We start from the raw sequence: 19,844 nt of genomic DNA, 5'->3' as shown, positions 1-19,844 counted from the left end.
TAATGGGTGCATGACCAAACTCGTGCACACACCGGAAGCGCTGGCTGCGGCGCTTCCTGCCGGACCTATCTCCCTCGTCCCCACCATGGGCGCGCTGCACGACGGCCACCTCGCCCTCGTGCGCGCCGCAGCGACGCTGGGCAACCCCGTGGTGGTCAGCATCTTTGTCAACCCGCTGCAGTTCGCGCCGGGGGAGGACTTGGACACGTATCCGCGGACGCTGCCGGAGGACGTCGCAAAGCTTGAAGCGCTCGGCGTCGACGCGGTGTTCGCGCCCGCGCCGGAGACCATGTACCCGCACGGCCCGCGCACCACGATCCAACCCGGCCCGCTGGGGTCGGTGTTGGAGGGGGCCACGCGGCCGACGCACTTCGCGGGCGTGCTCACGGTGGTGGCGAAGCTGTTCGCGCTGACCGGTGCCTCGGACGCGTTCTTCGGCGAGAAGGACTACCAGCAGCTCGCGCTGATCCGCCAGATGGTGGAGGACCTGCACCTTCCGGTGCGCATCCACGGCTGCCCGATCGTGCGTGACACCGACGGTCTCGCCCTGTCGTCGCGCAACCGCTACCTCTCCGCGCAGGAGCGCGCGATCGCGCTGGCCATCCCGCGGGCGCTTGCAACCGACAGCCTGTCGGAGGCGCGTTCGCTTCTCGACGCCACCGAAGGCCTCGAACTCGACTACCTCGTCACCACCGCCCCGGATATGACCGACCTGCCGGCTGGCTACACCGGCCCGGCGCGGATGCTGGTGGCGGCGAAGGTCGGCGCGACGCGGCTGCTGGATAACGCCCCGATCGAGGTTGAGCGCGGCTAGAACGCGTGCTCGTCGGCCGGGAACCGCGCAGGAGGCCGAAGCGTTTACACTGCCCTGCATGCAACCAACCACCACGATCATCACCCGCGTTGCTGTCCCCGGCGTCGAAAGCGAGCAGCTGCAGGCGCACCAGATTGGCCGGGACCACTTTGTGGTGGCGAGCGTGCCGTTCGTGGACACGACGCTCGCCATGGGCGACATCGTGGAGTGCGTGACGGTCGGCGGGGCGTTCCACGTGGACAGGGTGGTCGTTCGCGGCGGCGCGTCGACGGTGCGCGTGCTGCCGGAAGACCCGGAAGGCCAGGACCCGAACGAGATCGCAGGCACACTGCTCGCGTTCGGCTGCCGCGTGGAGCTCGGCCCGGGCGGCATGCTGGCCGCCAGCATCGGCGCGGACTGCCCGCGTGAGGGCATCACCGAGTGGCTCAGCGGCCTGGAGGCGCAGGGCGCGATCCAGCTCGCCCCCGGGTACATGGCGTAAAACCCCGTTACACTTGCGGCCATGAGCGTCTTTGTCTCCGCCGCTGAGCTCAACGAGCGCATCCAAGCCGGCCAGAAACAGACCGTCATCGCCGCGCTGTGGGAGCCGAAAGCGGGCAAGGCGTGGTCCAAGTTCCAATCGGAGCACATCCCGACGGCACTGTACTGCGACCCGTCGGTGCAGCTCGCGGGCATGCCGGGCCGGCGAGTGGGCCGCAACCCGATGCCCAGCATTGACACGGTGGCGAAGGCCGCCGCGGGTTGGGGCATCGAAGCTGGCCGCCCGGTTGTGGTCTACGACGGCGGCAACGGCCTGTTCGCAGCCCGCGCCTGGTGGATTTTGCGCTGGGCGGGCGTGCAGGACGTGCACATTCTCGACGGCGGCTTCGCGGCCTGGGACGGCCAGGGCCTGCCCACCATCGCGGGTCCAGGCAGCGTCGTGGTGCCGCGCGAGGTCCAACTCACCGCGGGCAGCCTGCCTGCCGCGACCATGGACGACGTGCGGGCATTCGAGGGCGTGCTTATCGACGCCAGGGGTGCCCGCCGTTTCGCAGGCCGCCGCGAGACCCTGGACCTGCGCGCGGGACACATCCCGGGGGCGAAGAACCTGCCCGTGAACGACCTGTTCGACGCCGGCACCAACACGGTCAAGGATGCCGACGCCATCCGGGAGCGCTTCGCCCAGATCGGCGTCACACAAAACACGGACCCGGCCAGCATGATCGTCTACTCCGGCTCCGGCAATCACTCCGCCCTGCTCCTAGCCGCGCTGGAGCACGCCGGTCTGCCGCTGCTCACGCACTACGTGGGTGGCTGGTCGCAGTGGAGCGCCAACCGGGACAACCCGGTGGCAACTGACATGTAAGCCAGGCGTGGCCGTGTCGGGGCGCGCGGTAGCATAGTCCGCGATGGTCACCCTGTTGTTTCTCCTCGCACTCGCGGCGTCGCTTGGCGCCGTGGCGCTTTTCGTGTCGGATGCGCGCGAGCGCACGGCCGAGCCAGACAACACAGGCAGCACAGACACCACGGCAGCGCCCGCCGAAAAGCCGGTGAAATCCCGCGCGCCGGGCAAACGCGCCCGCCGAACCTGGGCCCGCGAGCGCGGCTTCAACTTTGTGGGCGCCGACGAGTTGCTTGCCAGCGAGTGGTCGCGCGGCGCAGCGGCCGGGGGAGCGTCGGCGCGCAACGTCGTAACCGGCAACGCGTACGGCCACGATGTGCACGTGGCAGACCTGGGGGACTCCGTCGTTGTCGCGATGGGCACGGGCGCGGAGACGCGGGCGGTGGTCGACTTCCGCCGGGAGGGCCTTGCTGCAAACACGTCCGACGATCTGGTGGAGCTGGACAGCTACAGCGGGTTTCAGTGTTTCGCTACGCAGGCGGGGGCAGGCCGGAGGTTCGTCGATAGCCGAGTGCTCACGGCGCTTGAGCAGCTGCCCGCCTCCGTGCAGGCGGTCTGGTTCGAAGGGGCGTGGGCCATCGCGGAGCTCACGCGCGAGTCGGGCCCGGGCGACTGGGACGCCACGCTCGCGCCGCTGGCGCTGCTGGCGGATGCGGCGCGCACGCTGCCGCCCGTCGAGGACGTTCCGCTCACCCTGCCGTACCCCACCCGCACCATCCCGGGCGAGCAACCGGTGGCGCTGCCGGAGGCCGAGTTGGAGACGGTGATGCAGCGCCCGGAGGACCCCGTGGAGCTGCCCACCCGCACCACCGGCGGGACGCGCGGCGAGGTGGAGGACCATGACCTCGGCGGTGACGATGTGAAAGCCATCGCGGGCGACGAGCGCCGCGTGGTGGATCTCACGCGGGTGCGCCGGGTGCAAGGGCCAAGCTCAATTTTCGATGACAAGGAGTAAGACATGAAAGAACGGCTCGCTGAACTGGTCAAGGAACTGGCAGTGGTGCACGGCAAGGTGACGCTGTCGTCTGGCAAGGAAGCGGATTACTACGTGGACCTGCGCCGCGCGACACTGCACCACGAGGCCAGCCCGCTCATCGGCGCGCTGCTGCGCGAGCTCACTGCGGACCTGGAGTTCGACGCCGTGGGCGGCCTCACCTTGGGCGCGGACCCCGTCGCTACCTCGATCATGCACGCTGAGGGCCGCCCGATCGACGCGTTCGTGGTGCGCAAGGAGGCCAAGAAGCACGGCATGCAGCGCCGAATCGAAGGGCCGTCGATCGCCGGCAAGCGCGTGCTGGTTGTAGAGGACACCACGACCACCGGCAACTCGCCGCTGACGGCCGTGGAGGCCTGCCGCGAGGAGGGCGCTGAGGTGGTGGCTGTGGCCACCGTCGTGGACCGCGCGACCGGCGCCGAGCAGGTTCTGCGCGACGCAGGCCTGGAGTACCGCTACCTTCTCGGACTCGAAGACCTGGACCTTGCCTAACAGTGAACTCCGCGGCCCCACCGAGTGGAACGAAGGTCGCCACGGCGTCGGCCCCTGGGAGGGCGCCTGGCCGGAGGACCCGCGTTACGACCCGGCCTTCCTGGAAGAGGGCGACCGCCGCAACGTCGTCGACGCGTACCGGTACTGGTCGCTGGATGCCGTCGTTGCGGATCTCGACCAGCGTCGGCACCCGTTCCACGTGGCCATCGAGAGCTTTGAAAACGACATGAACATCGGCACCGTGGTGCGCACCGCTAACGCGTTCCTGGCGCGGGAGGTGCACATCGTGGGCCGCAAACGGTGGAACCGCCGCGGCGCGATGGTGACGGACCGCTACCAGCACATCCGGCATCACGAGACGGTCGCGGACCTCATGGCGTGGGCGGCGGGGGAGGGGATCCCCGTTGTGGCCATCGACAACACCCCCGGGTCCGTGCCGCTGGAGACCGCGCAGCTGCCCCGCGAGTGCGTGCTGCTGTTCGGCCAGGAAGGCCCGGGCGTCACGGAGGCGGCGCAGAAGGCCGCGCTGATGACGTGCTCCATCGCCCAGTTCGGCTCGACCCGCTCCATCAACGCCGGGGTCGCGGCAGGCATTGCCATGCACGCCTGGATCCGCCAGCACGCGGACCTCTCTCAGGCGTGGTAGCTTCGTTATCACCCCGCCTGTGGCCTCTGGCAAGATAAGAGCGAATCGTTACTTTCTGAGGAGGCACCCCGTGCCGGAAACGTGGGCGCACCGCGCCGACCTGGCTGAATCTGCCGTGACTGAGCGCCACGCCCAGAAACTGTGGGGCATGCCCAAGACCAACCTGGCGGTGGTGACGTGGCCGCCGGGACCGAAGGATCGGGCGTTTTGGCACTGGCACTACTGGTGGCAGGCGCAGTACCTGGACTGCCAGGTGGACGCGGCGACCAGGCGCGGGACGAAGACGCGCCGTCGGCGGATCGCGGACACGCTCCGCGGGATCCAGCGGCGCAACCGCGGCAAGCTCACCGCCAACCGGCACTACGACGACAAGGCCTGGCTTGCGCTCGCGTGGAACCGCGCGACCAACCTGGACGGTATCTCGCGCACCCGCCGACTGGGGGAGCTGGAGTTCGACCTGCTCGCGGGCATTGACCCGGTAATGGGCGTCCTGCCGTGGCGCACCGGCGAGACCTTCTATAACGTGCCCTCCAACGCCACCGCGGCGCTGCTGTTCGCCCGCACCGGCCGCCTGGACAAGGCGCGAGAGATCGTGGACTGGATCTTTGACAACCTCGTGCGGGAAGACGGCCTGCTCAACGACGGCATCCGGATGCGCATGAGCGGGCCGGAGGTGGTGGAGAAGATCTACACCTACAACCAGGGCACCGCGCTCGGCGCGAGCCTGGAGATCGCGTTGGCGCTGCGGGAAGACGTAGGCCTCGCGCACGACGAGCAGATCGATTCCTTCGAATACTCCGAGCGCGCGGACGCCTCCATGTTCTACATCACCCACATCCGCGCGATCGTGCAGGCAGTGGCCCTACACATGGCGAACCCGCAGGGGGTCCTGCTCAGCCCGCCGGAAGAATCGGGCGAGGGCGACGGCGGACTGTTCAAGGGCATCCTCGCGCGCTACCTGGCTGAGGTCGCGGAACGGCTGCCGGAGGATTCGAAAGAGAGCATCGCCACGAAGAAGATCGCCGCGCGCCTGGTCATGCAGTCCGCGGATTCGCTCTGGTCGCACCGCCTGGAGGTGGACGGCTTGCCGGTGTTCGCCGCGGAGTGGACCCAGGATGCGAAGTTGCCGCACAACTACGGGCTCGGGCCAGCGTCGATAAGCGAGGCGGTTGGGCTCGTGCGCATCGACGAGCGCGACCTCTCGGTCCAACTGTCCGGCTGGATGCTGCTGGAGGCGGCGGCGCGGGTAGCTGCGGCGCAGGGGTAAAACGGGCATACTTGGAGGCGTAACTGAACCCGTACGCAGGAGGATCCCATGCCTATCGCAACCCCCGAGGTCTACAACCAGATGCTGGACACCGCCAAGAAGGGCGGGTTCGCGTTCCCGGCGATCAACTGCACGTCGTCTGAGACCATTAACGCGGCAATCAAGGGGTTCGCGGAGGCGGAGTCTGACGGCATCATCCAGTTCTCCACCGGCGGCGCGGAGTTCGGTTCCGGCCTGGGTGTGAAGAACAAGGTGGCGGGCGCGAAGGCGCTGGCGGCGTTCGCGCACGAGGTGGCGCAGCACTACGACGTCAACATCGCCCTGCACACGGACCACTGCCAGAAGGAAGTGCTGGACGAGTACGTCCGCCCGCTCATCGCCATCTCCCAGGAGCGCGTCAACGCCGGCGAGCTGCCGCTGTTCCAGTCCCACATGTGGGACGGCTCCGCGGTGCCGATCGACGAGAACCTGGAAATCGCCCAGGACCTCCTGGCCAAGGCCAGCGCGGCGAACATCGTCCTCGAGGTCGAGATCGGCGTCGTCGGCGGCGAAGAGGACGGCGTTGAGGCGAAGGCCGGCGCGAACCTGTACACCAACGAGGCGGACTTTGAAAAGACCGTCGACGCCCTGGGCACCGGCGAGAACGGCCGCTACCTGCTGGCCGCGACCTTCGGCAACGTCCACGGCGTGTACAAGCCGGGCAACGTGAAGCTGCGCCCCGAGGTCCTGGATATGGGCCAGAAGGTCGCGGCCCGCAAGCTGGGCCTTGACGAGGGCGCCCAGCCGTTCGACTTCGTCTTCCACGGCGGGTCCGGCTCCGAGAAGGAGAAGATCGAGGAGGCGCTGCGCTATGGCGTGATCAAGATGAACGTGGACACCGACACCCAGTACGCGTTCACCCGCCCGATCGCCGGCCACATGTTTGCCAACTATGACGGCGTGCTCAAGGTCGACGGCGAGGTGGGCAGCAAGAAGGCCTACGACCCGCGCTCGTACCTGAAAAAGGCCGAGCAGGGCATGTCCGAGCGCGTCATCGAGGCCTGCCAGGACCTCCACTCCCTGGGCAAGTCCGTGTCCAAGTAAGCGCTCTCTGCTTCACGACGAACCTCCGGTCCGCCGGAGGTTCTTTTCGTGCCCGCCTACACTGTCTAACCATGGCGAAACAGAGGATGAGCACGCGAGAGCGGCTCCAACTAGTGGATAAGTCTGTGCAGGCGCGCGTGAAGCGGGTTCGCAAGCGCCTGTTGCCGATCATGCAGATCGGCCTCGCCTCCGGGTTCGCCTACTTCCTCGCCCACGACCTCGCCGGCCACCCGCGGCCGTTCTTCGCGCCGATCAGCGTGGTCATCATCATCGGCATGACGGGCGGGGATCGCGTGTCCAAGTCCGTGGACATGGCGCTCGGCTGCATCCTCGGCGTGCTGGTGGGGGACCTGATCTTTTACCGGCTGGGCGACGGCGGCTGGCAGATCGCGGTCATCGTCGCAGGTTCCTTGCTCATCGCGTCGTTCTTCTCCAGCTCCGTGCTGGTGAACAACCAGGCCGCCATCGGCGCCATCCTGATCGCCACGATCATGCCGCCGGGCGCTGAGGTGACCGGCATCGACCGCACCATCGACGCGATCATCGGCTGCGTGGTCGCGATGGCCACCATCGCGTTGATCCCGCAGGCGCCGATGCAGTCCGCCCGCGCGGAGGTGTCCAAAGTGCTCGGCATCATGTCGTCGGTGCTCGACGACGTCGCCGAGGGCATACGCGACCACAACCCCGCCGTCATCGACGAGGCCCTGGAGTTGATCCGCGGCACCCAAACCGGCATCGACGACCTCGCCGCCGCCATCAAGGCCGGCCAGGAAACGTCGCTGGTCTCGCCCTTCCTCTGGGGCACGCGCCGCTACATCAACTCGCTCGCGCGCGTGATCCCGCCCGTCGATAATGCGGTGCGCACGACCCGCGTCCTTGCGCGGCGGGCGCGAGTGCTTGCCGACGACCACGATTCCGCCACCCCCGCCCAGATCGAGCTGCTGGATTCCCTCTCCCAGGTCTGCCTGGAGCTGTCGGAGGTGTACGATGTCAATTCCCGCGTCGCGCAGGCAACCGTGATCCCGCAGTGCGTCAACGAGCTACGTGCCGCGGGGCAGAAAGCCGGCATGGACCTCATCCCCGAAAACGGCGTGCTGTCCGCCTACGCCATCTTGGCCCAGACGCGCTCGCTCATCGTGGACCTGCTCATGGTGTGCGGCATGTCCCACGAGTCCGCGCTGGCCGCGCTCGCTCCCACGTCCGAGACGCCGAGTGTGGAGCCGGAAACCTTCGACCTCGACTAGCTCGCCACGCGCAGCAAAAACCCCGGTGGGAACAATCCCACCGGGGTGAAAGCGTTCGGGCTAGCGGTAGCTAGCGCGTTGCTTAGCGCAGGTTGTCGCGGTCAGCGTCGCGGACGTCGCCCTCGACAACACCGTCGGTCTCGAAGCGCTCCTTGCGGACATCCTCGGAAACACGCTCGGTGTCCTGCACGGTGTCCTTCTCCAGGGAAACCTTCTCCACCGGGACGGACTCCTTGGAAACGTTCACGCGGTCCTCGTGCAGGGTGACGGAAGCTTCCTGCTCGCCGATGTTGCCGTCGTAGTTAGCGCGGTCAGCGTCGGTGATCGGCTCGCGGACAACGCGGACCTCTTCGCGCTCGACCGGAACCTCGACGGTCTCGGTCTCGTTCACGACGTACTTGCGCAGGCGAACCTGGCCGGTCTCGACGCGGTCCTTGGAGACGTTCAGCTGCTCCTCGGAGCGGACGATCTCGTCGTCGTTTGCAACGTCGCGGCGGTCAGCGTCGACCTCGCGCTCGCCGGCTGCGTAGCCAGCGCCCGCTGCTGCACCGGTGCCGGCGGCACCAGCCTGTGCGGTGCGGTTGTCGGTCTCGTAGGTGGTCACGTCCTGGGTACCCTCCAGGCCGTAGTGGCGGTAGAACGCGTCCTGGTCCTCGGTGGTGAGGTGGCCGTTCTCGTCCAGCTCCGGAGCGTCCTCAACGCGGTCCTTCGGGAATGCGAGGTGCAGCTCACCGTCGCGCAGGGTGTGGCCGCGCAGCGGGACGATGGAGTCGCCGCCACCGAACAGGCCGTGGTTCACGGACACGAAGTCCGGCTGGCCGGTGGTGTCGTTGACGTAAACGTCCTTGACGCCACCGAGCTTCTCGCCGTCAACGTCGTATGCGGTTGCGTTTGCAAGGTCTTCGATGCGATTCGTCTCAGCCATGATTTCTCCTTACAGATTTTGGCTTGTAAATTTGTTCTGCTTCCGCAAGCCGGCGTCCGGTCGTTGCGGGAACACCAACGAACGTAGGGAAGCCCCGCCGCCGTCGCGTGGACACTTGTTCAATTTAACCTATTCGAACATGTGGTCGAGCGACAAATTGCCGCGTTTGATGTAGTCCCGGCCACACCCGCGTGACGTGGATGTTCGTGGTCTGCCGTCAGTGAAATTGTTGGAGCTGGGCCGCCGCCGTGTATCGGCGCGGTAACAAAAGAGGTCACATACGCCCCAATTCCCACAGTGTGAGATAAATCACATGCGGAAATTAAGGTTCGCGGACGCTCTGGATGTCGCGCAGATGGCGGTAAAAGGTGACTCGCTGCACGGGGCGGGGGCGCGCGACGCCGTCGATACGCACCGCGATTTCTTGGCCCCCCGCTTGCAGCGCGCGGCCTGCGAAGACGCGGGAGGCGTCGGTGCGGCCCACCGGCTGGCGCCGCAGGAACCGGCGGGTGGGCACAAGCGGGCTGACGTAGGGCACGGCGACGATCCCGGGCGCGTCTGCGGTGGGCACGAGGCGCGCGCCGTACTCCCCGGCGCCGGCCAGCACCTCCGAGTCGACCACGATCTCGCCGGTAAACGGCGCGGAGCCATCGCCAGTGAACAGCTCCGCCGAGCCCGCGACCACCTCGCCGAAGTCCGTGCGCACGCTCGGCATTGGCCGCACCGTACCCTCGACCGCAAGCGCGACGTCGCCCGCGCCCCACACGAGCGCCGCGGGCGAGTGCGGGTCCACGGGCGCGTACCCGACCTCCACCCACATGACGTCAGAGCGCATCAAGCGCGTGAGCACGAGGCCGAGCGCGCGGTCGTCGCCGGAGACGATCACCCGCACCGGCTCGTCGGGCTGCTGCGGCGCGCACGCGGGGGCCCCGAGGTGCGTGACGGACGGGTTCGCCTGGATCTCATCCAACGACGGGGTTGGGTCCTCCGGCAGAACCTCCCGCGCGATGTCCGTGAGAACCCGCAGCTCTTTCTGGCTGGGGTGCTGGGGAAGGTCGAGGCGCAGGGCCCCCGGGACGGTCGGAGCCTCGCCGCACGCGCAGTGGATGAGCCGCATGGCGCTCACGCTACAATATGGCCGTTATTGCGCCATATATAAGGAGTGTGCGATGTCCGCCATCATCATCGTGGGCGCCCAGTGGGGCGACGAGGGCAAAGGCAAGGCAACCGACATCCTCGGCGGCAGGGTGGATTACGTGGTCAAGCCGAACGGCGGCAACAACGCGGGCCACACTGTTGTAGTGGGCGGGGAGAAGTACGAGCTGAAGCTCCTGCCTGCCGGCGTGCTCAGCGAAAACGCCACGCCGATCCTGGGCAACGGCGTCGTGGTGAACCTGGAAGCGCTGTTCGACGAGATCGACGGGCTTGAGGCCCGCGGTGCCAACGCCGCGCGCCTGAAGGTGTCCGCCAACGCCCACCTGGTGGCCCCGTACCACCAGCAACTGGACCGGGTGCAGGAGCGCTTCTTGGGCAAGCGCGCCATCGGCACCACCGGCCGCGGCATCGGGCCCACCTACGCGGACAAGGTCGCGCGCGTGGGCCTGCGGGTGCAGGACGTCTTCGACGAATCCATCCTGCGTCAGAAAATCGAGTCGGCCCTGGACGTGAAGAACCAGATGCTGGTGAAGATGTACAACCGCCGCGCCATCTCCGTGGAGGAAACGATGGACTACTTCGGTCGCTACGCCGAGCGCCTCCAGCCCATGGTGATCGACGCGGAGCGCGTGCTCAACGACGCCTTGGACCGCGGCGAGCACGTGCTCATGGAGGGCGGCCAGGCCACGATGCTGGACGTGGACCACGGCACGTACCCGTTTGTCACCTCCTCCAACCCCACCGCCGGCGGCGCGTGCGTGGGTGCGGGCATCGGCCCGACGCGCATCACGGCGTCCCTGGGCATTATCAAGGCGTACACCACCCGCGTTGGCGCCGGCCCGTTCCCGACCGAACTGTTTGACAAGTGGGGCGAGTTCCTCCAGGTCACCGGCGGCGAGGTGGGTGTCAACACCGGGCGCAAGCGCCGCACCGGCTGGTACGACAGCGTCATCGCCCGCTACGCATCGCGCGTGAACGGCTTCACCGACCTATTCCTGACCAAGCTGGACGTGCTCACCGGTATCGGGGAGATTCCCATCTGCGTGGCCTACGACGTTGACGGCCAACGCTTCGACGACATGCCGCTGACGCAGACCGACTTCCACCACGCCGAGCCGATCTACGAGACCATGCCGGCGTGGGACGAGGACATCACCGGTTGCCGCACCTTCGACGAGCTGCCGCAGAAGGCCCAGGATTACGTCCTGCGCCTTGAGGAGCTCTCCGGCGCGCCGATCTCCTACATCGGCGTGGGGCCAGGCCGGGACCAGACCATCGTGCGCCACGACGTGATGGAGCGGTAGGTCGTCCATTCCGCCCTGCCGGGCCTCTGTGGGATAATGAACCACCATGACTGACGCGAATCCCGCAGAGTCCCCCAGCCGCGCGCTCATTCTGGGCACCTCGCCCATCGCGTTTGAGCTGGAGCAGGCATACCGGCGCCTCGGGTTTGTCACCCGCACCGGCGCGGCCAGCGACGCCGACGAGTTCCGCCCGGACATCATCGTCACCACGGGCGAGGCCTCGGATGCCATCGGGGACGTCGAGGCGGCCGCCGAGCGCGTCGGGGCGTCGGTAGCGCCGTCGGTAGACGCGTGCCGCCGGACCGCGGACCGCATGGCGGTGCGCACCCACGCCAACGAGGAGCTGGGGCTGCCCACGCTGGACGACGAGTTTGCCAGCACCCCGCAGGAGATGCAGGACGCCGTCGAGCGCATCGGTTACCCGTGCGTGGTCAAGTCGCCCACGTTCAACGACGGCGAGGGGTTCAGCCTGGTGCGCAGCGACGCGGATCTCGCGGACGCGTGGCGCGCCGCTGACCGGGGAGAAAGCCAGGGTGCGGTGGTGGAGCGCTACATCGACTTCGACTTTGAGGTGACCATTCTCGCGGCGCGCTCCATCGACCCGCAGACGGGCCAGCTGGCCACGTGGTTCTGCGAGCCGATTGGCACCCGCCACCGCGACGGCAAGCTCGTCGAGGCGTGGCAGCCCGCCCCGCTGCCGGAGGGCGCGATGGACAACGCGCGCTCCATCGCCGCGCGCATCACGGGCGCGCTCGCCTGCTGCGGCATCTTCTCGGTGGAGATGTTCGTCTCGGGCGACGACGTCTACTTCTCCCAGGTCACCCCGCGCCCCAGCCGCGACGGTTTGGTCACCCTGGCCACCCAGCGCATCAACCAATTCGACCTCCAGGCGCGCGCGACCCAGCAGCTGCCGATTGATTCGACGCTGGTCAGCCCGGGCGCCGCGCGGCTGCTGGCTGGGCGCTGGCCGTCGCAGCGCGCGCTCGCGGCGGCGTTGGCGGTGGAGGAGACGACGGTGCGAATGCTTGGCGACGGCACGCTGGTGCTCGCAACGGCCGATTCCGCCGACGAGGCCCGCCAGCGCGCGGACGAGGTCGCCCAGGCGATCACTCGCGTCGACGAGAAATAGATCACACCTTTCTGCCGGTCGTTGTGTCGGCTACGCCGGTAAACTCGTGGGTGTTCGACCACGACGAAAGGTGAAGCCATGTCTCCCCGCCAATCTTTGCTGGTAACCCTCGCTAACCGCACGTTCGACGGCCTTGATCTGCAGCAACTTGCCAGCCGGCTCGAATTGGCGGTCGTGCGGCTGACGGGTGGCAGCGTGGCCGATGTCTTCAACTCGGAGCAGGTCACCGATGCGCCCTCGCTGTACGTGGGCACCGGGGACTACAACTTCGACGCCCAGCTCGCCGCCGCCATCGGGGTCCCGGTGGTGCTCGCTGCGGGCGACGAGGCGGCGACTGGCCTCGCGCAGGCGCGCATCGAGGAGGTCGGGGCGACCGTGGCGTCGGTAAGCACGGGCGATCTCGGGGACCTGCAGGTCGCTGACGTTGGTGCCCGGCGGGTGATGAGCCCCGTGGTGTTTGAGCGCCAGCTGATCGAGCAAGCGAAGGCCAACCGCAAGCACGTGGTGCTGCCGGAGGGTGAGGACGACCGCATCCTGCAGGCCGCGGACCAACTGCTCAAGCAGGGCGTGGCGGAGCTGACCATCCTCGGCGACGTCGACGACATGAACCGTCGCGCCCACGATTTGGGCTTGGACCTGTCCGGCGCGCACTTGATCAACCACCTCGAGTCGGAGCTGGCCGACGAGTTCGCCGCGGACTTTGCGGAGCTGCGCAAGAAGAAGGGCGTGACGCTCGAAGAGGCGCGCGAGACCATGAAGGACGTGTCCTACTTCGGCACCATGATGGTGCACAAAGGCCTGGCAGACGGCATGGTTTCCGGCGCCGCGCACACCACGGCGCACACGATTAAGCCGTCCTTCCAGATCATCAAGACTGCCCCCGGCACCTCCGTGGTGTCCTCGATCTTCCTCATGGTCATGCAGGACCGCCTGTGGGCGTTCGGCGACTGCGCGGTGAACCCGAACCCGACCGCGGAGCAGCTCGGCGAGATCGCCGCGGTGTCCGCGCGCACCGCCCAGCAGTTCGGCATCGACCCCAAGGTGGCCGTCCTGTCCTACTCCACCGGCACCTCCGGCTCCGGCCCGGACGTGGACCGCGCGGTGGCCGCGGTCGAGGCGGCCCGGCAGGCGGACCCTGAGCTGGTGGTGGACGGCCCGCTGCAGTTCGACGCGGCGTGCGACCCGGGGGTGGGCAAGAAGAAGGCCCCGGATTCCGCGGTGGCGGGGCGGGCCAACGTGTTTATCTTCCCGGACCTGGAGGCAGGCAACGCGGGCTACAAGATCGCCCAGCGCACCGGCGGCGCCCTCGCGGTCGGCCCGGTCCTGCAGGGCCTGAACAAGCCGGTCAACGATCTGTCCCGTGGCGCGACCGTGCCGGACATTGTGAACACCGTTGCCATCACGGCGATCCAGGCAGGGGCGAAGTAGATGTCCTACGTCCTTGTCATCAACTCCGGGTCTTCCTCCATCAAGTTCCAGATCGTTGACCCAGCCGCGGACGCGTCGGACACCCCGTTCGTCTCCGGGCTGGTGGAGCAGATCGGCGAGCCGAAGGGCCGTGTCACCATCAAGCACGGCGGCCAGAAGTACGTCGTGCAGAAGCGGGTGCCCACGCATGCGCATGGCCTGCAGGAAACCTTTAAGCTTCTCGACGCCAAGGGTATCGGCCCCACCCAGCTAGACATCGTCGCGGCGGGCCACCGCGTGGTCCACGGCGGCATGGTGTTCTCCCAGCCGGAGCTGATCTCGGACCCGGTGGTGGAGAAAATCCGCGACCTGATCCCGCTGGCGCCGCTGCACAACCCGGCGAACATCGACGGCATCGAGGTCGCCCGCGCCCTGTTGCCGGACATCCCGCACGTGGCCGTCTTCGACACCGGCTTCTTCCACGACCTGCCCCCGGCGGCAGCGCTCTACGCCATCAACGCCGAGGTGGCGGGGCAGAACCTGATCCGCCGCTACGGCTTCCACGGCACCTCGCACGAGTTCGTCTCCTCCCAGGTCCCGGCGTTGATTGGCCGTGACCCGCAGCACACCCGCCAGATCGTGCTCCACCTGGGCAACGGCGCGTCCGCCTCCGCGGTTGCCAACGGCCACCCGATCGACACCTCCATGGGCCTGACGCCGCTGGCCGGCCTGGTCATGGGCACGCGCTCCGGCGACATCGACCCGGGCATCATCTTCCATCTGGTGCGCGAGGGCGGCATGTCCATCGACGAGATTGACAACCTGCTCAACCGCCAGTCCGGCGTGAAGGGCCTGTCCGGCGTGAACGACTTCCGTGAGCTGCGCGCCATGATTGAAAACGAGGACGACAACGCCTGGCTGGCCTACATGGTGTACCTGAACCAGCTGCGCCGCTACATCGGCTCGTACATGATCGCACTGGGGCGCGTGGACGCCATCACGTTCACCGCGGGCGTGGGCGAGAACGACCAAGCCGTGCGCATGGACGCCCTGGACAGCCTGCAGATGTACGGCATCGAGGTCGACCCGGTAAAGAACGCGCTGCCCAACGACGGCCCGCGCATCATCTCCACCGACGAGTCCAAGGTAAAGGTGCTGGTCGTGCCCACCAACGAGGAGCTGGCAATCGCGCAGAAGGCCGCCGCCGTGGCCGCGCGCGTGCGGTAAGCGCCCCTTAGAACCAGGTGGCTGGCCGCACCTTGTTGGCCATGTCCACCAGGGCGTACCGGTGTCTGGGGTAGGGGGCGATGCGCGCCTGGGCCCGCAGCGTGTGCGCCAGCCCGCGACGCAGCTCCCGCATGGTGAAGGGGTACTCAAACAGGGGAGCGGGGCCAGCGCTGCCGTATTCGCGCAGGTGGGTGAGCCCCGCCTCGATCACGGACACCTTGATCTGCAAAAAGCGCGGCTCGGTGGAGGGGATCTGCTCCAGGCGCCGGGCAGCCAGGCGGATCTGCGCCTCCGTGGGTTGGCCCGCCACTAGGCAGAGGATCGCCGTCAGCTGCGCCATGCGGGAGTGGCGCGATGCGCCCGGCACCTTGTCCAGGGCCTTGATGGCCAAGTCCACCTCCCTTTCGCACATGAGCATGCGCGCCAGCCCGAACGCGGACGACACCGTGGTGGGGTTGGTCAACCACACCAAGGCGTACAGGCGGATGGCGTGGAAGCGCAAGCCCTCCGGCGACAGCGTGTGCATGGACCACGTGGCGTCGGTGACCCCGGACGCGGCCATCTGCTCGAACGCCGAGTCCGGCACGTCGCAGAGGTGCTGGGCGAGGCCGGCGGCTGCGGGCGCGAGCTCGTCGTCAAGCAGTTCGCTGTCCTGCAGCCCCTCGTCCTGCAGGATGAGCTCGCTGATAGCCGCAAGCGCCAGCTTCGGCGCGGCCTCGCCCGGCAGCTGATACAGCACCTGCGCGAACGAGTTCTTGGCGGCGTCGAAGTTACCCAGCAGCGTCTCCACCACGCCGGCGTACCAGCAGTAGCGCCAGTTGGAGCCGAAGCGCTCGGACAAGGAGCGCAGCCAGGCGCGCGCCTGCCCGGTTAAGCCCAGGTCTAGCATGGTGCGCACGACGCCGAACGGGATCTCCACCGAGCGCTCGTACTGTGGGGTGGACATGGCTTGGCGCAGCATCTCCAGCGTTTCGCGCGGCTCGGCGTAGGAGGAGCCCTGCAGCATGGCGGCGCCGACGTCGGAGCGGTCGATCAGCGGCGAGGGCAGCGCGGCCACCACTTCTTGCGGGGTGATGTCCACGCTGCGCGCGATGCCGTCGATGAGCTGGTCGGTGCGAAACACCAGGTGCTTGGTGCCGAACGTCGTACGCTGCGGCGAGAACAGCGAGTGCTGCGCGGGGAACGTGCGCCCGTCGCGCACCGCCACCACCTCGCGCAACACGCCGAGCAGCTGCGCCTCCAGCTCGGGCAGGGTGGTGAAGCGCCGCGCCGGGTCCTCGTCGCAGCAGCGCGCGATCAGGCGGTACAGGGAGGTGTACTGGCGAAACAGCGGCTCCTCCGCGGGGGTGGGAATGCCCGCGTCGTACACGCCGTCGGTCTGCGGCAGGTCCACCACCAGCGACGCGAGCGTGCGCCCCACCGTGTACACGTCCGACGCGATCGAGGGGCCCTGCGACGCCACCTCCGGCGCCTGGAACCCCTTCGTGCCGTAGATGAAGCCGAAGGCGCCGATGCCAGAGACCGCCCCCATGTCAATCAGCGTGACCCGATCCTCGGTGACGATGATGTTGTCGGGCTTCAGGTCGTTGTACACCACCCCGCGCGAGTGCAAGTAGTCCAGCGCTGGCAGCACCTCGAGGAGGTAGGCGATGGCGATGTCCGGCTCGAGCACTCCGCTTTTCGACGCGTTCCGCCACGCCCGCAAGCTCGGCCCACCCACGTACTCCATGACCGTGAACCCGCCGGGCACGCGCGGATCGTCGATGAAGTTGAAAATCTGCACGATGCCGGGGTGGGTGATGTCCGCCAAGAATTCCCGCTCCGCCGCGGCCGCGGCCGCCTCGTCCGGGTTCTCCGTGGAGTGCAGACCTTTGAGCACCACCACGCGACCGGCCACGTAGTGGTCCTGCGCCAGGTAGATCCAGCCCATGCCACCGTGGGCGATGACACCCATGATCTCGTACTGGCCGGCCACCACGTCGCCCGGCTGCAGCACCGGCGGCGTCAGCCCCTTGCGCACCACGGCCGGCTCCGGGTCGATCAGCGCCTCCTTCGGCTGCGTCGGCTCCACCCAGGGCAGCTCCACCATGCCGTCGGCCACCACGCGGGTGACGCGCCGGGCGCCGCGCCGTTCGCGGAAGGTGTCCAGCGCCTGCCTGCGCGAGCGCTGCGACGTGTCATCGTGCTTCCCGCCCTTGCGCAGCTTGTCCAAGTCCTGGAGCAGTCCGGCCATCTCGCCCATGGCTGAGTAGTCGGTCTCGGCCTCGTCCTCGTCCTCGTCCGCAAAGGGGTCGAACGCGACGGCCTCGGTGGCCGGCTCCTCGTCGTCGGCGAACGGGTCGAACGCCACGGCCTCGGTGGGCTGGGTTTCTTCGGGTGTGTCGCTCATTGCTCCTCTTTCCGGTACATCAGCGGCGGCGGGGAGGATGCTGCGATAGAGCCGCCGAGCCAGGTGCCGTAGAGCTCGGACCACGTGCCGTCGTTACGCATGCGCTCCAGCGTTGCGTTCACCTGCCGCACGAGGTCCCCCTGGCCTTTGCCCACGGCCACGCCGTAGTACTGCGTGGCCAGCGTGCCGGGCAGGATGCTCGCGTAGGGGTCCTGGGCGGCCAGGCCGGCCAGGATCGCGTCGTCCGCCATGACCGCGTCCGCCTGGAACTGCTGGGTTGCCATGAGGCAGTCCGACCACGAGCGGGTGCGCAGCAGCGCCGAGTGCGGGGCGAACGCGCGGGCGATCTGGTCGAGGTTCGTGCCGTCCACGATGCACACCGTCTTGTCCTCGAGCTGGTTGATGTCTGCCACGCCGCGGTCGCGTGGCACCAGCACGCGCACGCGCGAGGTGAGGTAGGGGGTGGAAAACTCGACCTCGTCTGCGCGCTCCGGGGTGATGGACATCGTGCGGATGACCACGTCCACATCCCCGGTGTTCAGCGCGTCCGTGCGAGCGGCGGAATCCACGAATCGCAGGTCTACACGGTCCGCGCGGGCGCCGTCGCCGAAGATGTCGTCGGCGATAGCGCGGGCGAGGTCCACCTCCAGCCCCTGCAGGGTGCCGCTGGCAGTATCGCGGTACGCCAGCAGGTAGAGGGACTGGTCGATGCCCACCACCAAACGCCCGCGGTCGCGGATGCGGTCCACGTTCGGGGTGTCCTCCTCGGCCCCGCGCGGGTTTAGGGAGCCCTCCCACTGCAGCCGCTGCGGCACGTACGGCTCGGCTGGCACGGCCCCGGTGTCCTCGGCCTCCTGCAGCGTCGCGTCGGGCGGCAGCGGCAACACCTCGCGGGTGGGGGAGGCCGCAGGCTCCGGGTCGGCGGGTGTATCCACCGGCGCCGGTGCGTCCGCGCAGCTGGCAAGCAGCGCCGCCACCGCCACGCAAGCGATCAGCGTCCGTTTCATAAGTACTCACCAAGCCTTCTGCGGATGCCGAGCCAGATGCACATCACCGCGAGAACCGACAGCAGCGCTACTGCCGCGGACACCCGGCGCGTGGCGTCCAGGGAAGCATCGATGTAGGCCCGGGTGCTCCCGCGCGAGGACGCGATGAGCTCCGACAGCGTGGCGTCGAGCTCCCGGGACGCCGTCTCGCCTGCCGCGCCCCCGGACGCCAGCAGCGCCGCCGCCTGGTCGTAGCTGCCGGTGTTGAGGGCGGCGACCAGCTCGTTGTGCTCGTAGGCCCAGGTGTTGAGGGCGGCGCGGGCGTCGTCGATACGCTGCTTACTGCCGTCGTACGACTCGACCGTGCCAAGGGCGCCGCTTACCGACGCATACGTTCCGTCAAACGCCCGCGACGAATGCACGACGGACTGCCGGCGCAGCAGCGCGAACGTTTCGTCCGTGCGGGTCTCCAACGCGTCGATGCGCGCGGCGGTGAGCTCCTCCCACGGCTGGGCGGCACGCTCGTAGCCCACCGAGCCGTTGCGCCACGACTGAAAGTTGGACACGCCCACCCAGCACAGCGACACCACGACCGCGAGCGTGGCGGCGAGGAAGCCCCGGTTGAGGCGGCGCCGGAACACGCGCCACAGCCACCACTGCGCGAGCAGCAGGAACGCCAGGGCCGCCAGCAGGCCGGACAGCGGGATCCACTGGGGCTGGGACAACCTGCGCATCTCCGCCGCCACGTCCGCGCGGGTGAGCGCGTTGACCTCGGAGGCGGCCACCAGCATGCGCGAGCGCATGATGCCGGAGGCCTCGGACATGTACGCCACGCCCACCGGGTTGCCCATCCGCTGGTTCACGCGCGCCCGCTCGTTCAGGGCGGCGTAGACGGGCAGGTCGCGCTGAATGTCGCCCACCAGCGCTTCGATCCGGGCGCTGGAGGGGGAGTCCGCCTCCACCGCGCCCTTGTAAATCTCGCCGGCTGCGGTAACCGCGGTATCGATCGCCGCCGCGTACGCCCGCGTGTCCTCCTCCGACAGCGGGCCGGGCTGCACAAAGCCGCCGGCGACGATCGTGTCCGCGCGCAGCAGGGAGGTGGACAGCAGATGGGCGGCGGCGCTCATCGGCTCGGTGGCCTCCCGCACCGTGTCCAGGGCCTGGTTGCGCCCGGCCATGGACTGGCTCATGGACAGCCCCGCCGCCAGCAAACTCGCGGTGAGCAGCACCATCACCACAATGATCTTGCCCGGCGTGGTCTGCGCGAAGGCCTTGCTGCGGCGCCCCAGCCGCAGCGGACCGGCCAGCGGGCCGTGGATCACGCCGTGCAGGCGCGGGTGCGCGGGTCGCGTTTCAAGCTCGTCGAGCCACGCGTCGTCGCTCACCGGCTGCGTCACCATT

18 protein-coding genes are annotated in these 19,844 nt (G+C 68.4%); 13 read left to right on the top strand and 5 right to left on the bottom strand.

Annotation, left to right across the window (positions count from 1 at the left end; translation table 11 throughout):
* The first annotated feature begins 10 nt into the window (after positions 1-10).
* From panC to CUREI_RS09820, 9 genes are all read left to right on the top strand, one after another.
* Positions 11-814 carry a pantoate--beta-alanine ligase gene (gene panC, locus CUREI_RS09860; protein ID WP_038613121.1) on the top strand — a complete coding sequence of 268 codons (804 nt, stop codon included), beginning with the start codon at positions 11-13 and terminating at the stop codon, positions 812-814.
* Positions 815-872: 58 nt separating this feature from the next.
* Entirely contained in the window at positions 873-1,295 is a 423-nt protein-coding gene (locus CUREI_RS09855; protein ID WP_038613119.1) for a DUF4265 domain-containing protein, read from the top strand.
* Positions 1,296-1,316: 21 nt separating this feature from the next.
* Entirely contained in the window at positions 1,317-2,159 is an 843-nt protein-coding gene (locus tag CUREI_RS09850; protein WP_038613117.1) for a sulfurtransferase, read from the top strand.
* A 43-nt stretch (positions 2,160-2,202) separates the two neighbouring features.
* Positions 2,203-3,150 carry a type III secretion system chaperone family protein gene (locus CUREI_RS09845; protein ID WP_038613115.1) on the top strand — a complete coding sequence of 316 codons (948 nt, stop codon included), beginning with the start codon at positions 2,203-2,205 and terminating at the stop codon, positions 3,148-3,150.
* Positions 3,151-3,153: 3 nt separating this feature from the next.
* Positions 3,154-3,681 (top strand): orotate phosphoribosyltransferase, encoded by a 528-nt coding sequence (gene pyrE / locus CUREI_RS09840; protein ID WP_038613113.1) that lies wholly within the window; start codon positions 3,154-3,156, stop codon positions 3,679-3,681.
* Positions 3,674-4,327, top strand: a complete 654-nt coding sequence (locus CUREI_RS09835; protein ID WP_038613111.1) for a TrmH family RNA methyltransferase — start codon at positions 3,674-3,676, stop codon at positions 4,325-4,327. Before pyrE ends, CUREI_RS09835 begins: the two co-directional genes overlap by 8 nt.
* 70 nt (positions 4,328-4,397) lie before the next feature.
* The gene (locus CUREI_RS09830) at positions 4,398-5,594 is read left to right on the top strand and encodes a glycoside hydrolase family 76 protein (RefSeq protein ID WP_038613109.1); all 1,197 of its coding nucleotides are present in this window, start codon (positions 4,398-4,400) and stop codon (positions 5,592-5,594) included.
* Positions 5,595-5,642: 48 nt separating this feature from the next.
* On the top strand, positions 5,643-6,677 hold the full coding sequence (gene fbaA / locus CUREI_RS09825) for a class II fructose-bisphosphate aldolase (RefSeq protein ID WP_038613107.1): 1,035 nt from the start codon (positions 5,643-5,645) through the stop codon (positions 6,675-6,677).
* 71 nt (positions 6,678-6,748) lie between these two features.
* Positions 6,749-7,921, top strand: a complete 1,173-nt coding sequence (locus CUREI_RS09820; protein WP_038613106.1) for an FUSC family protein — start codon at positions 6,749-6,751, stop codon at positions 7,919-7,921.
* An 82-nt stretch (positions 7,922-8,003) separates the two neighbouring features.
* On the opposite strand, the gene CUREI_RS09815 is transcribed toward CUREI_RS09820, so the two are convergent.
* Both CUREI_RS09815 and CUREI_RS09810 read right to left on the bottom strand, forming a co-directional pair.
* A complete protein-coding gene (locus CUREI_RS09815; RefSeq protein ID WP_038613104.1) occupies positions 8,004-8,846 on the bottom strand; it encodes a PRC and DUF2382 domain-containing protein in 843 nt (280 codons plus the stop codon).
* Positions 8,847-9,168: 322 nt separating this feature from the next.
* Positions 9,169-9,963, bottom strand: a complete 795-nt coding sequence (locus tag CUREI_RS09810) for a hypothetical protein (RefSeq protein WP_038613102.1) — start codon at positions 9,961-9,963, stop codon at positions 9,169-9,171.
* A gap of 52 nt (positions 9,964-10,015) precedes the next feature.
* Here CUREI_RS09810 and CUREI_RS09805 point away from each other — a divergent pair, with 52 nt between their 5' ends.
* The 4 genes from CUREI_RS09805 to CUREI_RS09790 all read left to right on the top strand — a co-directional run bounded on the left by CUREI_RS09805 (position 10,016) and on the right by CUREI_RS09790 (position 15,068).
* On the top strand, positions 10,016-11,305 hold the full coding sequence (locus CUREI_RS09805; protein WP_038613100.1) for an adenylosuccinate synthase: 1,290 nt from the start codon (positions 10,016-10,018) through the stop codon (positions 11,303-11,305).
* A gap of 46 nt (positions 11,306-11,351) precedes the next feature.
* The gene (locus CUREI_RS09800; protein WP_038613098.1) at positions 11,352-12,434 is read left to right on the top strand and encodes an ATP-grasp domain-containing protein; all 1,083 of its coding nucleotides are present in this window, start codon (positions 11,352-11,354) and stop codon (positions 12,432-12,434) included.
* 78 nt (positions 12,435-12,512) lie between these two features.
* Entirely contained in the window at positions 12,513-13,862 is a 1,350-nt protein-coding gene (gene pta, locus CUREI_RS09795) for a phosphate acetyltransferase (protein WP_038613096.1), read from the top strand.
* A complete protein-coding gene (locus CUREI_RS09790) occupies positions 13,863-15,068 on the top strand; it encodes an acetate kinase (protein ID WP_038613094.1) in 1,206 nt (401 codons plus the stop codon). It begins immediately after the preceding gene.
* 7 nt (positions 15,069-15,075) lie between these two features.
* On the opposite strand, the gene CUREI_RS09785 is transcribed toward CUREI_RS09790, so the two are convergent.
* From CUREI_RS09785 to CUREI_RS09775, 3 genes are read right to left on the bottom strand one after another with little or no spacing between them, the layout of a single operon-like run.
* Positions 15,076-17,457, bottom strand: coding sequence for a serine/threonine protein kinase (locus CUREI_RS09785; RefSeq protein ID WP_038613092.1), 2,382 nt, complete (start codon positions 17,455-17,457; stop codon positions 15,076-15,078).
* Positions 17,454-18,464 (bottom strand): glutamate ABC transporter substrate-binding protein, encoded by a 1,011-nt coding sequence (locus CUREI_RS09780; protein ID WP_038613090.1) that lies wholly within the window; start codon positions 18,462-18,464, stop codon positions 17,454-17,456. Before CUREI_RS09780 ends, CUREI_RS09785 begins: the two co-directional genes overlap by 4 nt.
* The gene (locus CUREI_RS09775; RefSeq protein ID WP_038613088.1) at positions 18,461-19,843 is read right to left on the bottom strand and encodes a hypothetical protein; all 1,383 of its coding nucleotides are present in this window, start codon (positions 19,841-19,843) and stop codon (positions 18,461-18,463) included. The genes CUREI_RS09780 and CUREI_RS09775 overlap by 4 nt, the downstream gene beginning before the upstream one ends.
* Between the last annotated feature and the right edge of the window lies 1 nt (position 19,844).

It is taken from the genome of Corynebacterium ureicelerivorans, from assembly GCF_000747315.1.
Classification (GTDB): domain Bacteria; phylum Actinomycetota; class Actinomycetes; order Mycobacteriales; family Mycobacteriaceae; genus Corynebacterium; species Corynebacterium mucifaciens.
The sequence above is the reverse complement of the archived record's forward strand: the minus strand, read 5'-3'. Positions and strand labels throughout refer to the sequence as shown.

Bases quoted from the DNA above. Each gene is read 5' to 3' on its own strand.
- CUREI_RS09820 (WP_038613106.1), top strand. From the start codon at position 6,749: ATGGCGAAACAGAGGATGAGCACGCGAGAGCGGCTCCAACTAGTGGAT.
- pta (WP_038613096.1), top strand. From the start codon at position 12,513: ATGTCTCCCCGCCAATCTTTGCTGGTAACCCTCGCTAACCGCACGTTC.
- CUREI_RS09805 (WP_038613100.1), top strand. From the start codon at position 10,016: ATGTCCGCCATCATCATCGTGGGCGCCCAGTGGGGCGACGAGGGCAAA.
- CUREI_RS09790 (WP_038613094.1), top strand. From the start codon at position 13,863: ATGTCCTACGTCCTTGTCATCAACTCCGGGTCTTCCTCCATCAAGTTC.
- CUREI_RS09845 (WP_038613115.1), top strand. From the start codon at position 2,203: ATGGTCACCCTGTTGTTTCTCCTCGCACTCGCGGCGTCGCTTGGCGCC.
- CUREI_RS09810 (WP_038613102.1), bottom strand. From the start codon at position 9,963: ATGCGGCTCATCCACTGCGCGTGCGGCGAGGCTCCGACCGTCCCGGGG.
- CUREI_RS09780 (WP_038613090.1), bottom strand. From the start codon at position 18,464: ATGAAACGGACGCTGATCGCTTGCGTGGCGGTGGCGGCGCTGCTTGCC.
- pyrE (WP_038613113.1), top strand. From the start codon at position 3,154: ATGAAAGAACGGCTCGCTGAACTGGTCAAGGAACTGGCAGTGGTGCAC.
- CUREI_RS09815 (WP_038613104.1), bottom strand. From the start codon at position 8,846: ATGGCTGAGACGAATCGCATCGAAGACCTTGCAAACGCAACCGCATAC.
- CUREI_RS09855 (WP_038613119.1), top strand. From the start codon at position 873: ATGCAACCAACCACCACGATCATCACCCGCGTTGCTGTCCCCGGCGTC.
- fbaA (WP_038613107.1), top strand. From the start codon at position 5,643: ATGCCTATCGCAACCCCCGAGGTCTACAACCAGATGCTGGACACCGCC.
- CUREI_RS09850 (WP_038613117.1), top strand. From the start codon at position 1,317: ATGAGCGTCTTTGTCTCCGCCGCTGAGCTCAACGAGCGCATCCAAGCC.
- panC (WP_038613121.1), top strand. From the start codon at position 11: ATGACCAAACTCGTGCACACACCGGAAGCGCTGGCTGCGGCGCTTCCT.
- CUREI_RS09800 (WP_038613098.1), top strand. From the start codon at position 11,352: ATGACTGACGCGAATCCCGCAGAGTCCCCCAGCCGCGCGCTCATTCTG.
- CUREI_RS09785 (WP_038613092.1), bottom strand. From the start codon at position 17,457: ATGAGCGACACACCCGAAGAAACCCAGCCCACCGAGGCCGTGGCGTTC.
- CUREI_RS09775 (WP_038613088.1), bottom strand. From the start codon at position 19,843: ATGGTGACGCAGCCGGTGAGCGACGACGCGTGGCTCGACGAGCTTGAA.